Origin of the sequence: Pseudomonas sp. P105, from assembly GCF_032614175.1 — a bacterium.
Lineage (GTDB): Bacteria > Pseudomonadota > Gammaproteobacteria > Pseudomonadales > Pseudomonadaceae > Aquipseudomonas > Aquipseudomonas rhizophila.
This window is the reverse complement of record NZ_CP126693.1, coordinates 4320634-4335808: the sequence shown is the minus strand read 5'-3', so window position 1 is coordinate 4335808 and position 15175 is coordinate 4320634. Positions and strand designations below refer to the sequence as shown.

Here is a 15175-nt window from a genome sequence, read left to right as displayed (position 1 = left end):
CATGGCATGAACAAAAAGGCCTTTTTTAAGTTCTCGTTCCCCCGCTCTGCGTGGGAATGCATTCCGTGACGCTCTGCGTCACCTTCCAGGGGCGGAACGCGAAGCGTCCCTGGCGGCATTCCCACGCGGGAGCGTGGGAACGATCGAAAGGCAGCTGACACTCGCATGAAACAAAAGGCCGGCGCCCCTCTGCGCCGGCTTTTTTTTTAACTTTTTACGCGAATGATAAATAAACTCATTCCGGTTTTTGGCAGGTGCTGCGTCTTACTTAGGTATGTGGACAAATCGGGTCGGGCAGGACGCTCAGGCACCGGATGTGTTCAGCAAAAATTTCGCCGTCGTCCAGCCGGATGACCGTGCCCGGGGAGGGGCCGGTCGGCCCCGCACTGACACATTGCCCTTGGGGCAATCGACCGTGCGGGTTCTCTCGTGCTGGCGAGCGGCGGGCCCTTCGGCCCCATGGACTTTTACTTCTACCAATAATAGAGAGCACGATGTCATCCATTCATGAGTTGAAACCTCTGTTCAAGGCACTCGTCATGTCCCGCGGCCTGCGTTCGCGCCGGGTGTTGACCGGTCTGGGGCTGGTCTGCCTGCTGCCACTCAGCGCTCAGGTGATGGCTGAAGACGTCAGCATCGACATCCCTGCGCAATCGCTGCCCCAGGCACTGCAAGCGTTCGGTCAGCAGACCAACCAGCAAGTGATCTACAACGCCGGCGATATGGCCGGGCTGAAAAGCAACCGCGTCAGCGGCAAGATGAGCCCGCAGGCGGCCCTCACCGAATTGCTCAAGGGCACGGGGGTGCGGTACAGCGTTGAGGGCAATACCCTGATGCTGCTGCGCGGTTCTGCCACTGGGTCCCTTGAGCTGGGCGCGACCACCGTCAAGGCACAGGAGCTGGTTGCGACGACCGAAGGCAGCAAGTCATACACCAGTAACGCCGTGACCATCGGCAAGGGCACCCATACCCTCAAGGAAATTCCTCAGTCGATCACCGTGATGACGCGTAAGCAGATGGATGACCAGAACCTGGTCAACCTCAAGGACGCCGTCAACCAGACCACCGGCATCGTCGGCCTGCAGGGCGTTGGCCAAGGCATGATCCTGTCGTCACGCGGCTTCCAGATCGACGATTGGCAATACGATGGTGTGCCGATCCTGCGTAACAATTATTCGCTGGGCAACTGGGCGACCCAGGACCTGATCTTCTTCGACCGCCTGGAAATCATGCGCGGCGCCTCCGGCCTGCTGCAAGGCACCGGCAGCCCCGGTGGTGCCGTCAATCTGGTGCGCAAGCGTGGCCAGAACGCACCGACCGTGACCCTGACCGGCAAGGCCGGCTCCTGGGATCACTACGGCCTGCAACTGGACGCTGGCGGCCCGCTGAACCAGGCCGGCAACATCCGCGGTCGCATCGTCGTCGACGAAGACCAGAGCAATTCATTCGTCGACCATGCGTGGAGCAAGACTCACTCGCTGTACGGCGCGCTGGACGTCGACCTGAGCGAAGACACCACTCTGGGTTTCGCGGTCAGCCAATCCAACGGCGAATCGCGGGGCAACATCCGCGGCCTGCCACGCTACGCCGATGGCAGGATGCCGGACGTGTCGCGCTCGACCTACACGGGGGCGCGCTGGAACCGCTCCGAAATCGACGTCACCACCCTCTACGCCGATCTGGAGCACCGCTTCAATGAGGACTGGGCGTTCAAGGTCGGCGCGGTGCACATGAGCGAAGACAACCAGGCGAAAAACCAGCGCGTCCAAAGGGGAGGTGGTCTCCTGCCTGATGGCAGCGGCGTGCAATATGCCGACTTCCTGACCGATTTCCAGTCCACGAAGGCCGGTCTCGACATGAACCTGACCGGCAAGTTCGAAGCCTTGTCGATGGAGCAGGAAGTCATGCTGGGCGGCAACTACTCCCAGCTGGAAACCGATGACCGCTACGCCCGTACATTCAACAACACCAGCGACTCCATCTTCGACATCGACAATGACCGTCCGGACATCAGCTACGACAGTTTGATCGCCGCGGGTGGCCAGGGCACCCTCAGCAAATACGATATCCGCCAGAAGGGCGTGTACGGCACCTGGCGCGTCAAGCCGGTGGACGATCTGACGCTGGTGCTGGGTTCCCGGGTCAGCTGGTATGACTACAGCTACAAGTCGAAAACCGAAAACTCAGCCGGTATCACAGGCAACGCGCCAAGCACCGGAACTGAAACCGGAGTGGTCACGCCCTACGCGGGCATCATCTATGACCTGAGCCGTGAATGGGCCGTGTATGCCAGTTATACCGACGTGTTCCAGCCGCAGACCAATCGCGATGCCAACGGTTCGGTGCTCAAGCCGATAGTCGGCACCAACTACGAAGTCGGCCTCAAGGGCGAGTTGATGGACGGTCGGGTCAATACCTCCCTGGCAATCTTCCGCTACGACCATGAGAACCGTGCCATCAACGACGGTGGTTCGGGGTGTGGCGGCTCGGGTTGCTCGGTAGCCTCGGGCAAAGTGCGCAGCCAGGGTATCGACGCCGAAATCAGTGGTGAAGTGATAGACAACCTGCAGCTGTTCGCGGGTTACACCTACAACACCACCAAGTACCTGGAGGACCCGGACAATGAAGGGAGTATTTTCAGCACCTGGACGCCGAAACACATGCTGCGCGTGTGGGGCAACTACCAGTTCACCGGCGACTGGAGCCGTGTCAGCACCGGCTTGGGCTTCACCAGCCAAAGCCACACGATGGTTTACGACTACGATCGTGAAGTCCCGGGTTACACCGTATGGAACGCCCGCGTCGGCTACCAACTGACGCCGGAAATCGCCTTGGCGGTCAACGCCAACAACCTGTTCGACAAGACGTACATTACGTCCGCCTACAACCAGCTCAATGGCAACAACAACTTCGGTGATCCACGCAACCTGATGTTCAGCGTGACGTACAAACCGCAGTTCTGATCCTCGCGGGAATGAATAGACCTGCCTTGTGGGTGGTGCTGTTCACTTAAGGAAACGGCGCTTTTCGAGACGGGAAAGCGCCGTTTTCTTTGCCAAGGTGCCCACTGCGCAACGCCTGCGTTCGGCCAGCGTGGTTAACGGGGCGCCGAGATCAACGTCCGACGCGAGGCGGCCTGACTCTTTCGGGTATACACCCATCCGACCTGTTTGAGCAGTAGCTGTGGGAGCAAAGCTTGCTCGCGAGGCGGCCTTATAGCCGACCTGTTCTTGCGGGGGGACTCAATCCAATTGTGGGAGCGGGCTTGCTCGCGAAAGCGGCGGGTCAGTTTGCGTTGATGTTGGATGTGCCGACGTCATCGCGAGCAGGCTCGCTCCCACATGAGTTTGCTGGTGTCCTCAGCATCTGCAAACGACACAAAAACCTGTGGGAGCGAGCCTGCTCGCGATAGCGGTGGTTCAGGCACACCGAGCCTAAGTGAGGTGCCGAGTGGTGGGGCAGAAGCGCTTTGGCTACTTTCGCCTGGGCCGGCTTGCGGATTTTCGAAAGTGACCCGCCGTAACGGCGGAACCCTAAGTGGCGGTTACCGCAGCAACGGATATACACACCGACCCCAAGCGCTATTCCCCTTCTATCGCACTGGCCAAAAAACCCTCGACCAACGAATCAAGCAACCCATCATCAAAAATCATACTGCGGTGACGCAACGCCGAATGCATCGAGCATTGCAGCTCCCCGGTCAGGCTGTAGCTCTTGATCAAACCTTCGCAGAATGCCAATTCTTCCGGGGTTTTTTCTACCTGTGTCCACCAGCAGCTAGGCCGAACCCGTACCGGTTTGAAGGTGAACCCGTCGAAGGCTTCCAGCAAACGATCATGCACCGAGAACGCCTGGGCGTTCATGACTTCATCCTTGACGCTCTGCACGATCGCCAGCAAGTCGCCTCGTCCCGGCTCGATCTGGCTGGCGGCCCACTCATGGAAGGCCTTGACCGTGCTTTCGGGTTGCTCACGCCGATAAGTCGCCGTGCGTTCCGTGAGGGTCGGAAACAGCAGGTCGAAGTATTCGATGGCCTCCAGCAGATCCTGAGAGGCCGGGTCGGCTTGTTCAGCGCCTGGTAAATGCCGATGACGCGACAACGTTGCCGGATATAGATGCTCCGGGATCGTGCTATCCACCAAACCGAGAAAACTCACGGTGTGGCCCAGGCTTTCCAGCGTCGCGGCGATGTCCAGCGCAATGGCGCCGCCCAACGACCAGCCCATCAGGTAATAGGGACCTTGCGGCTGGGCCTTGACGATTTCCCGGCTGTAATCGGCGACCATCTCGCCCCAGGCTTCAGGCCCGGCATGCGGTTCACTGAAGCCGCGGTGCATGACGCCAACGGTGCGCGCCCGCTGTTGGAGTTTGCGTGCCAATGGCTGGTAACAGAACACGATGCCGCCGCTGGGGTGCAGGCAAAATAGCTGCGGTGCGCTGGCCGGTGCGTTGTTCAGTTCGACCAGGCATTGGGCCTGTTCCCGATGTTTTTGCGAGATGAACAAGGCCAGCTCGGCGACGCTCGGGTTGGCCAGCAACTCTTGCAGCCGCACGCTGATATTCAGGCGTGCCTTGAGGTTGGCAATCAGTTCGATCGCCAGGATCGAATGCCCGCCCAGTTCAAAGAAGCTGTCGTTGACACCGACGCGCGCAACCTTGAGGGACTGTTGCCAGAGCTGTGCCAGGGCTGCTTCCAACTGAGTGCGAGGCGCCAGGTAAAGGGAATGCCAAAGACCGGCGTCGGGTTCCGGCAAGGCCTTGCGGTCGAGCTTGCCATTGGCATTGAGCGGGAAATGATCGATGAACAGCAGGTGGCTGGGCACCATGTAGTCCGGCAACTGCGCTTTGAGTGCGCTCAACAAGCCTTCGCGTAACTCGGCCGTGGCCGGTTGTGCGGCAATCACGTAGGCGACCAGCTGCAGGCCGCCCGGGCCTTCATGGGTCAACACGACACCGTCTTGCACCGCCGGCAGCGTTTGCAGGCGCGCCTGGATTTCCCCCAGCTCGATGCGGAACCCGCGAATCTTGACCTGATGATCCAGGCGTCCGATGTACTCGATGCTGCCGTCGGTGCGGTAGCGGGCCAGATCCCCGGTGCGATAGAGGCGGCCACCCGGCAGCGGGTCGAACGGGTCGGGGATGAAGCGGGTAGCGGTCAGGTCGGCACGTCGGTGATAGCCGCGGGCCAGGCCGGCCCGGCCAACGTATAGCTCACCGATGCAACCCTTGGGCACCGGGTTCAGATGAGCGTCGAGCAGATACCAGGACAGGTCGACGATGGGTTCGCCGATGGGGCTAGCGGCCTCGCTGTGCAAGTCACTCATCGACAACGGCCGCCAGGTGACATGCACAGTCGTTTCCGTGATGCCATACATATTGATCAGTTGCGGCGTCTGGTCGCCGAAACGTTCGAACCAGGGGCGAAGACTCTGTACATCGATCGCTTCGCCGCCAAAAATCACCTGTCGTAACCGGTGGGCAAGAGGTTGCCCAGGCTCGCAGGCGACCTGCAGCAACGCCTTGAACGCCGAAGGCGTCTGGTTGAGCACCGTGACGTTTTCCTGGCAAAGCAGGGCATGGAAATCCTGCGGTGAACGGCTCACGGCGTGGGGCACGATGACCAATCGGCCGCCGTGCAGCAGGGCGCCGAAGATCTCCCACACGGAAAAGTCGAAGGCATAGGAATGGAACAGGCACCAGACATCCTGATGATCGAAGCTGAACCAGTGGTCCGTGGCCTGGAACAATCGGCTGACGTTGTGGTGCGCCAGCAGTGCGCCTTTGGGTTGGCCGGTCGAGCCTGAGGTGTAAATCACGTAGGCCAGGTTATCCGGGTCCATCGGCACATTCGGATTGTGCTCGGGATAGGGGCTATTGGCATCGACCGAATCCAGCAACAGACAGTTGATGTCAGCGGGCAGCGCCAGCGATTCCCGCAGATGAGCCTGGGTCAGGATCTGCGTAACGCCGCTGTCCGCGATCATGTAGGCCTGGCGGTCGGCGGGGTAGGCCGGGTCCAGCGGCACGTAGGCGCCACCGGCCTTGAGGATCGCCAGCAGGCCGATGATCATCTGTGGCGTACGCTCGACGGCGATGCCGACCAGTACGTCGGGCCCGACGCCTTGCTCGATCAGCCGATGGGCCAGTTGGTTGGCCTGTCGGTTGAGTTCGGCATAGCTCATGTGCTGCCCTTCAAAGGTCAGGGCGATGGTGTCGCCTGTGCTGGCGGCGTGGGTTTCGATCAACCGGTGCAGACACTGTTCGCTGCGCAGTTGGGTCGGCTGACGGTTCCAGTCGCCCAAGGTTTTTCGGTGTTCATCGGCGCTCAACAGTTGCAGTTCGCCAAGCGCGCATCCAGGCGTCTCGACCAGGCCCCGCAGCAGGTTCTGCCAGTGGCCGGCCATGCGCTCGATGGTCTCTGCGCGGTACAGATCACGGCTGTATTCGAACGTTGCCAGCAGCTGTTGCTGGGAATAATCGACATCCAGCGACAGGTCGAACTTGGCCTGGTTGTCACCGGTACTGAGAAACTCCAGCGTCAGTTGACCCAGGTTTGGCGCCGACGGTGAAGACGACCCGGTGCGCCAGTTGAACAAGACCTGGAACAGCGCACTGGCGCCCTGTGCGCCGGGACGTTGCAACTGATCCAGGATCAGTTCCAGCGGGTAGTCGGCATGTTCCAGCGCGGCGAGCGACTGCGCGCGCAGGTCCCGGAGGAAATCCAGCGCGCTGCGGCTCGAGTCGATCCGCGCCCGATACACCTGGCTGCTGACGAAAAATCCCACCAGCTCCTGGCTCTCGTGGCTGTTGCGGTTGGCGTTCGGGACGCCGACGGTGAAGTCGTTCTGGTTGCTGTACCGAGCCAATAACAATTGCCAGGCCGCCAGCGCCACGACAAAAGGCGTAAGCCCCTCCCGCTGACAGAACGTATCCAAGGCCTGGACCATTGTCGGGTCTAGTGACACCTGCACGCGTCCGGCCATGTGTTGCTGATTGGCGGTGCGCGCAAACTCCTGAGGCAGTTCCAACGCCGGCAGCTCATGGCCCAGGTAGTCGCTCCAATAGGCGCCACTGCGCTGGCAGGCCGGGCTCTGCACATAGTCGCCACGTTGCCAGCTCGCGTAGTCGGCGTATTGCAGGGGCAACGACGGCAGTGTTGACGGATCGCCCAGCAAGGCCTGGGCATAGGCCATGGTCAGGTCCTGCATGAGGATCGTGTTGGACCAGGCATCGGAAACGATGTGATGCATGTTGAGCAACAACACATGCTCGTCACTGCCCAGTCTGAGCAACGTTGCCCGCATCAGCGGCGCCTGGGTCAGATCGAACGGTTGTCGGGCGTGCTGTTCGATGCGCTGTGAAAGTGCCAGCTCCCGTGTTGGCTGATCGAGCGCGGCGAGGTTCTCCCGGTGCACGATCAGGCTGGCGTTACGCTCGATCACCTGGGTGGCGGCGCCGTCGATTTCAGTGAAGGCGGTGCGCAGGATGTCGTGCCGGTCGATGACGCGATTCAATGCCTGTTCCAAGGCGTCGGCATTCAGTTCGCCGGTCAGGCGCAGGGCGCGCGGCAGGTTGTAGGCCGAACGGTTCGGGTCGCGCTGTTGCTCCAGCCACAAGCGCTGCTGGGCGAAGGACAAGGGCGCGCGGTCCGGCCGGCTGCGGCTGGAGCGGGCTTGCATGACGTCAGCGTCCTCCTCCAGCAGCAGGGTCAGCAGGTCATCATCTAGCATTGGGTTCATGGTGTTCTCGCGGTTCAGGCAAAGGCGGCGGGGGCTTTTTCACTGATGACCTGACCGGCCTGCATCCGGACCAGTTGATCGGCGATGTCGAAATAGCGGTCGTCGTGGGAAATGACGATGATGGTTTTGCCCAACGCCTTCAGCTCCGGCAGCAGTTCGGTATAGAAAACCCGTCGGAACACCGGGTCCTGGTCGGCGGCCCATTCGTCGAACACCAGCACTGGGCGCTCCTCAAGCCAGGCGTTGAGCAACGCCAGGCGTTTGCGCTGGCCGGTGGAAAGATCGGTAGTGCTGAAGGCGCCGTCCTGAATGCGAACCTTATGAGCGATTTCCAGGCGCTCCAGGTAGCGATTGGCGTCGTCAGGTACCTGCTGGTCACCCTGAACCAGGTCATCGAACAGGTAATAGTCGGCAAAAATCGTAGTAAACAACTGGCGATAATCGTCCCGTTGCGCGGCCCCTACCGGCGCGCCGTCGAGGAGGATTTCGCCGCCCTGGGGGAAATAGAGGCCCAGCAGCAGTTTGATCAGCGTGGTCTTGCCGCCACCGTTTTCACCGACGATGAACACAATGTCGCCCTGGGCGATGGAGAGGTTGACCGGTCCCAGGGCGAAGGGTTGGCTGCCTTCAACCGCCGGGAAGGCGTAGTGCACATCACGCAGTTCAAGCTGCTGGAGCGCTGGTCTGGAAACGCTCTTGTCGTCCAGCAGCAGGTGCGGCTCCGGTGAGGAAAACTGCTCGTCCAGCTCGGCGATGCGCTTGAAGGCAATGTTTGCCCGGCTGATGACCGGCAAGGTCATCACCAGGTATTCCAGCGGGCCCTTCATGTACAGCAGCACCAGCACGAAGCCGCTAAGCACGGCCTTGTCGGTGCCCAGCCACAGCGATTGCAGGGCCAGCACCAGGCCAATGACCACAAAAAACAGCATCGAGCCGAAGGTCTTGGCCACCACGAAGGTGTTGACCGCGCGAATATTGGTGTCGCAAATATTATCGGCGGTGGCTTCGATGCGCTGGCTGAACATGCGCTGGCGGCGTGGGCGATGAATACGCAGTTCCTTGGCGCCAGCGGCGATCGCGCTGTAGTGTTTTTGCAGCGCGTCTTCGGCCTCGCGGGCGGCTTCGAACCCCCTGATGCCACGAGCCCGGGCCAGGTATTGCACGACCGTGCCGATCACCAGCGCCACCAGCAGCAGCAAGAACATCGGCAGTGACAGGTAGGCCAGATAACCCAGGCAACCGAGGGTCACGGTGAAGGCGATGGCCAGCGGTGCGAACGAAAACGCGAAGTTGCTGACGGTGTTGACGTCGTGGGTCAGTACCGGGATGAGCCGGTGGCTGCGATAACGTTCGATCTGTTCGATGGGCGCCAGCAGCACCTTCTTGCCCAGGGACTTACGCAACCCGGCGATGATGTTCTGACCGACGTGGTTGCTACCGATGTCCGAAAGAATCGAGGTCAGCAGCGCCACCGCGCAGAGCACCACGAACGTTACCAGCGTCTGGGCTGTGGGTTTGGCCGCGGCGTTCAGGGCGTCGTTGATGGTCGCCAGCAGGGCGGTGATGCTCAGGCCGCCAAGCATGCCCAAGAGGATGGAGCCTACGACAATCAGCCGGAAAGGTTTGAGCAGGATGAACAGTTCATTGATCACCCCGCGTTTTGGTTGGCTCATGGAGGTTTCCCTGCTTGATGAAAAGGGCGAAGGCCATCGCGGGTGGTCGCCGGGAGGGCTTTAGGACGCAGGCACGCTGGATTGGGTTGTGCCCATCTTTAGAACGATTGGAGGGCAGGGGAATTTATCCTGTGGGAGCAAGGCTTGCCCGCGATGAAGGCGACGCGCTTTTCTGTGAAATCGAGGTGTCTGCATCGCGAGCAAGCTTTGCTCCCACAGGGGCCGAGCTGTGCTCGGCCTACATATCCCGCGCCACCCGAAAACCAATCCAGTCACCCCGATTGCCCGGCACCAGCGCGTTGCGGTTGCCGGAGCGGGAGAACACCGGTGCCTCGCCCCAATCGTTGCCGCGGATACGCTTGAACTCGCATTTGCCGGTCAACCAGGCGCTGCCATCGCTCGGGGCGCCGATGTAGTTTTCGTTATAGCAATCGGCCGTCCACTCGTAGACGTTGCCGTGCATGTCGTACACGCCGAAGGCGTTGGGCGCGAAGCTGCCGGCCGGGGCGGTGAAGTTGTAGCCGTCGGCCGCGCCATAGGTGTTGGCGTGTTGGGCGATGCTGTATTCCTTGCCCTCGTCGAAGGGGAAGGGGAACGGCCCGCTGGTGCCGCCGCGTGCGGCGTACTCGCGCAGGGACTCGCTGACCAGGCGGTATGGCTTGCCGGTTTTTTTCGACAACCAGGCCACGTAAGCGTTGGCCTCTTCGAAATTCATGCACACCGCCGGGTGCCGGTCGGTGTATTGCTTGCGCGGATCACTGCCCTGATAGTCCGGGATGCCGGCCTTGCACGCGCGGCCGGGACGTTTATCGCCGTCGGGCATCGAGTAGCCGGTGTCGCGCAGGTAGGCGAACCATTCGCCCTTCAAGACCTGGAAGCGGCTGATCGCCAGCGGTTTGGCGAAGGTCACCGGGTGCATCGGGCCTTCGTCGGGCTCGCGGCCCACTTCATCTTCCGGGGTGCCCATCTGAAAGGTGCCGGTGGGCAGCACGACCATTTCCGGGCAGTCCTTGCAGTCGCGAAAGACCTGGCCCGGTTGCGAGGCCTGGGCGCCGGAGGGCAGCAGGGCGGCGAGGGCCAGTGCCGGGAATAGCTTCAACGAAAAACTGTTCATCCATCTCTCTCGATAAAGTCAGGTTCAGAGTGTCTTGCCCAGCAAGCCCATGAAGCGATCGATCTCGGCTTCGGTGTTGAGCAGGCCCGGCGCGGTTCGAATGACAGGCCCGGCGTCGCGATGCACGGCGTCGGCGATCACCCGGTTCTGCATCAGGTAGGCGGCGATCTCGTCGCTCTTGCGGCCCTTGACCCGGAAGAAGGTGAAACCGGCCGACACGTCCGGGCTCATGGGCGTGACCAGCTCGATTTGCGGCAACGCCAGCAGCTGTTTTTTCAAGTAGGTGTTGAGCGCGTGAATGCGCGCCTGCACGTCGGCCTTACCCAGTTGCAAGTGCAGCTTGAACGCCTCGTCCGCCGCCCAGCGATGCTCGAAGGCGTGGTAGCCGCCGGGCGTCATGGTTGTGGAAAACGCCGTGGCTTCGGAGAAGGTCGGGATGATCGGCGTGACGTACTTGAGCTCTTCGCTGCGGCTGCACACCAGGCCGGTGCCGCGGGGGCCGAACATCCATTTGTGGGTGCCGGCGATGAAGAAGTCGCAATTCATCGCTGGGAAGCTCAGGTCTTCAACACCGAAGCCGTGCACGCCGTCCACCACGTAGATGATGCGTTGCGTATCGCTGCGGCCCTGGTTGTGCTTGTCCACCAGCGCGCCGATCTTGTCGATCGGCAGCTTCACGCCGCTGCCCGAATGCACCCAGGTCATGCCCAGTACGCGGGTTTCGGGACGGATGTTGCGGTCGATGGCGCTCAGGATGTCATCGTGGCTGGCGTTGTGGGCGTTCTCGAACAGTTTGATCTTGCGCACCCGGGTGCCGTCGCGTTGGTTGCGTAAATCAAGGATGGTATGGGTGGCGTAATGTTCGTGGGCGGTGCTGAGGATTTCCTGGTCGGCTGCCACATGGACGCCGCCGTAGATCATCGCCAGGCCCTCGGTGGTGCTGCCGGTGAGGGCGATCTGCGCAGGGTTTGCTTGCAAGTAGCGGCCGGCCCAGGCCCGCACGTTTTCCTCGCGCTCCTCGGTGACGCCCAGGTCCCAGTCCATCAACAGTCCCGGGTTTTTATCCAGCGCGGCGCGATGCCGGTCGATGGCCTCACGTACCGGGCGCGGGTGGGTGGTGACCAGGAAATTGGAGAAGTGCAGATAGTCCGGGTCCTGGTTGAACAGCGAGCGCAACTGCGCCCATTTGTCCCGGGGCAATGGCGGCAGGGGATCGGCAATGGCCGGGGCAGGAAGACTGGCGACCAGCGGCAGGCCGGCTGCCAGGATCCCGGCCTGCTTGAGAAAGGTCCGGCGCTCATTCATGGCTGGACGGCCCCCCGGGTCGAGGCCACGGCAGGCCGCGCGGCTTGCTGGACCTGATCCCAGACCCGCAGAAAGTTGCCGCCCCACAGTTTGGCGATGTCCGCTTCGGAGTAGCCGCGGGTCAGCAGTTCGGCGGTGACGTTGCGGATCTCGCCCACGTCTTCCCAGCCTTTGACTCCGCCGCCCTCGTTGAAGTCCGAACTGATGCCGACATGGTCGATACCGATCTTGCGTACGGTGTAATCGATGGCGTCGCCCAGGTCCTTGAGGCTGGCCTTGGGTTCCTCCTCCAGAATGCCATAGAGCTGGCCGGCGTATTCACCGAATTTCTGTTCCGGCCACGCGGCGATGATCGGATCGCCCGGCATCAGCGCCATGGCCAGGTTGGGCAGCGGTGGCAGGTCGAAACGCTTGCGCAGGTCGTTGAGTTTGTCCTGGGTTTTTTGCGTCAGCGGGCGCAGGTATTGGGAGAAACCGACGACCTGTACCACGCCACCGCTGGCCTTGATCAGCTGCATTTCTTTGTCGCTGAGGTTGCGCGGGATATCCACCATCGCCCGGGGTGCGGAATGGGAGGCCACCAAGGGTGTGCGGCTCAGTTGCGCAACTTGCTCCAGGGCCTGGGTCGACATCTGCGAGACGTCGATGATCACGCCCAGGTCGTTCAGGCGCGTCACCGCTTGCTTGCCAATGTCCGATAGGCCGCCGAGGGCGTCAGGTGAGTCGTTGAAGAACGGCAGAGGGCGCGAGGAGTCGGCCCAGTCGTTGTTACCGATGTAGCTGAAGCCGAACATGCGCATGCCCCGCGCCGTCCACAGATCCAGCAGGCTCAGGTCATGGCCCAGAGGATAGGCGTTGAGCATGCTGATGAAAATCGCGAACTTGCCTTCGCCGTGCAGGCGCCGGAAGTCATCCGGGGTGTAGGCGATGGCGACCTGGTTGGGAAAGTCGCGGACCATGCCGGTGATGATCTTGAAGCGCACTTCCTGCTGATTGCGCGCTTCCTCGACGAAGCCGGCGGTGGGCTTGTGCGGCGCGTTGGGGCCGTTCCACAGCTCCGGCCAGCCGAAGATCGTCAGGGCCGCGCCGGACAGGTGCCCGCGGCTGGCTTTGACCAGATCGAACTGGCCTTTACCGTCTTTGTCCGCCTCGTGACCGGCGGTGCCGAAATTCAGTGGCACGGAGATGTGGCTGTCGAAGGACAGCAGGCGCTCGTGCAGTTCCCTGGCCTCTTTCATCACCTTGACCGGGTAGCCAGGGTTGTCCCGCCACCAGTGGTCCCAGGCCGCCAGGCCGCCACCGACCGCCAGTGCAAGGGCCAGGGGCACGCCGATGAAGAGAGCTTTTTTCGAACGTGGTGTTGTCATTGCCGATCTCAGTCAGGTTCGCTGCGGGGGGCTTTGCTATCTGGGGAGAACGAGTGATCGGCGGGGAAATTTAGGTGCGGCCAATGGCCCTATCGCGAGCAGGCTCGCTCCCACATGGAACGCGCTCACCTGTGGGAGCGAGCTTGCTCGCGATAGCGGTCTGACGGTCGACCGATCTCTCGCGGATGTACCAGATCCATTGTGGGAGCGAGCCTGCTCGCGATGAGGCCCTCACAGCCCCTATAAATTTGTCAGTCCCCCCATCGTTCTAGCTTGGATAAAGCCCGCTCCAGGGCCGAACACAGGTAAGGCAATGACGATTTCTCGACGATGGTTCATGGCGGGCCTGGCGCTGACCGGTGCCGCCGTGCCTGCGGTGTATTACGGGCATCGCGAACTGACCCGGCCGGACCCCACCATCACCCCCGGCGAGGCCTCATTCGATGTGGCGGACGTGGCGGGGCAGCGCCGGGCCGATACGCTGCGGGGTATCTGGACGATCCGTTTTTCAGGAAGCGACGCGGGCCTGGACGGTTTGCCCGGCGACGGTCTGCAAGTGTTCCTCGACATCGCCCACAAGGGCCGTGGGCTGGTGGGCTGTCTCGACACCGCCGAGCGGTTGCGCGCCGATGATGAGCCGCGTTATCGAGTGCTGGGCGACTTGGCGGGGGATGACAAGAAACAATTGAGCTGGCGCCTGATCGGGACCCGGCAGGACGCGCCGGTCTACGAATTCATCATGACCCTCGACGAAGTCTGGGCCGGCTTCGGCAATGCCGGCACTGCCACCCTAAGCGGTCGCGTGTTGCGCCTGGATCGCCCGCTGGCGCTGCCGGAACTCGACAATCAGTTCATCGCCCGCAAGCTGCCGTTCCCCGAAGCCCGGGAACGCACGCCGCTGAGCCCGCCATTGCTGGCCTGGCTGGTGTCGCCGGAGCATCGGTTGTTCCATCAGCTCTGGCACGCCTCGCGGGACAAATGGCACAGCCTGGACGAAGACAAGCGCAATGCCTTGCGAGGCATCGGCTGGCAGCCCGGCCCACGGGACCATGAACGTGACGCTCGTGGCAAGCGCAAGGATCGCAACGGCTCGGGCGTGGATTTCTTTTTCATGCACCGGCACATGCTCGGCACGGCCCGTTCGTTCCAGCCGCTGCCGTCGTGGCCGCGCTTCCCGTTGCCGCAACCGGAGCTGGAGCGTGATCGCCTGGGCTTTGCCCGGTATTTCGATAACCACGATGGCACAGCTTTGCCGCCCACCTGGCTGGCCAGCGGCGACGAGCAGTACGCCCAATGGGTGAGTGACATCAAGACTGCCGAGACCTATCACAGCAACTTCCAAGTCTGGGAATCGCGCTACCGCGACCCGCGCTACCTGTCGAAACTGACCCTTGGCCAGTTTGGCTCGGAAGTGGAACTGGGCCTGCATGACTGGCTGCACATGCGCTGGGCTTCGGTGCCCCGCGATCCTTCCAACGGCCACCCGGTGCCCTTCGCCCGCGACCCGGCGGACTTCGCCCAGCGCTGGTACGCCCCGGAAAACGACTTTCTTGGCGACCCGTTTTCCTCCCATGTGAACCCGGTGTTCTGGGCCTTCCACGGCTGGATCGACGACCGCCTCGAAGACTGGTTCCGCGCTCACGAACGTTTCCATCCGGGTGAAGTGAGCCGGCTGGAAGTCAACGGCGTGCCCTGGTTCGCCCCCGGCCGCTGGGTGGAAATCGCCGACCCCTGGCTGGGCCCGGTCACCCACGGCTGCAGCACCACGCCGGGTTTGCAGCCCGGACGTTCGGTGGAAATGGACCCGGAAACCATGAAACTGGCCCTGCGCATCACCTTCGGCAGCGACGACAAAAAACTCTCCGAACTGTTCCGCCGCGTGCCGCAGCGGCCGTGGTATGCGCGTAATCTCAAGAGTAAGCCGGTGTGAACCCTGGCTTGGACTGACCGAACCTGAGCTGTGTGAATGACTGCTTT

Annotated in this window: 7 protein-coding genes; 2 read left to right on the top strand and 5 right to left on the bottom strand. The window is 62.0% G+C overall.

The genetic code is table 11. The features are described 5' to 3' along the window. Positions 1 to 494: 494 nt before the first annotated feature. A complete protein-coding gene (locus QOM08_RS19405) occupies positions 495 to 2963 on the top strand; it encodes a TonB-dependent siderophore receptor (protein ID WP_316912010.1) in 2469 nt (822 codons plus the stop codon). Positions 2964 to 3581: 618 nt separating this feature from the next. Here the strand turns inward: QOM08_RS19405 and QOM08_RS19400 are convergent. From QOM08_RS19400 to pvdM, 5 genes are all read right to left on the bottom strand, one after another. After that, entirely contained in the window at positions 3582 to 7739 is a 4158-nt protein-coding gene (locus QOM08_RS19400) for an amino acid adenylation domain-containing protein (protein WP_316912009.1), read from the bottom strand. A 14-nt stretch (positions 7740 to 7753) separates the two neighbouring features. Beyond that, positions 7754 to 9412 carry a cyclic peptide export ABC transporter gene (locus QOM08_RS19395; RefSeq protein ID WP_274090774.1) on the bottom strand — a complete coding sequence of 553 codons (1659 nt, stop codon included), beginning with the start codon at positions 9410 to 9412 and terminating at the stop codon, positions 7754 to 7756. 238 nt (positions 9413 to 9650) lie between these two features. Next, positions 9651 to 10526, bottom strand: a complete 876-nt coding sequence (locus QOM08_RS19390) for a formylglycine-generating enzyme family protein (RefSeq protein WP_047229293.1) — start codon at positions 10524 to 10526, stop codon at positions 9651 to 9653. 24 nt (positions 10527 to 10550) lie between these two features. After that, complete coding sequence (locus QOM08_RS19385; RefSeq protein ID WP_316912008.1) at positions 10551 to 11831, bottom strand: aminotransferase class V-fold PLP-dependent enzyme; 1281 nt, start codon at positions 11829 to 11831, stop codon at positions 10551 to 10553. After that, complete coding sequence (pvdM, locus tag QOM08_RS19380; protein WP_316912007.1) at positions 11828 to 13198, bottom strand: pyoverdine-tailoring dipeptidase-like protein PvdM; 1371 nt, start codon at positions 13196 to 13198, stop codon at positions 11828 to 11830. Before pvdM ends, QOM08_RS19385 begins: the two co-directional genes overlap by 4 nt. A 313-nt stretch (positions 13199 to 13511) precedes the next feature. Here pvdM and QOM08_RS19375 point away from each other — a divergent pair, with 313 nt between their 5' ends. Continuing rightward, positions 13512 to 15128, top strand: coding sequence for a PvdJ/PvdD/PvdP-like protein (locus QOM08_RS19375; protein ID WP_305466375.1), 1617 nt, complete (start codon positions 13512 to 13514; stop codon positions 15126 to 15128). Positions 15129 to 15175 lie beyond the last annotated feature (47 nt).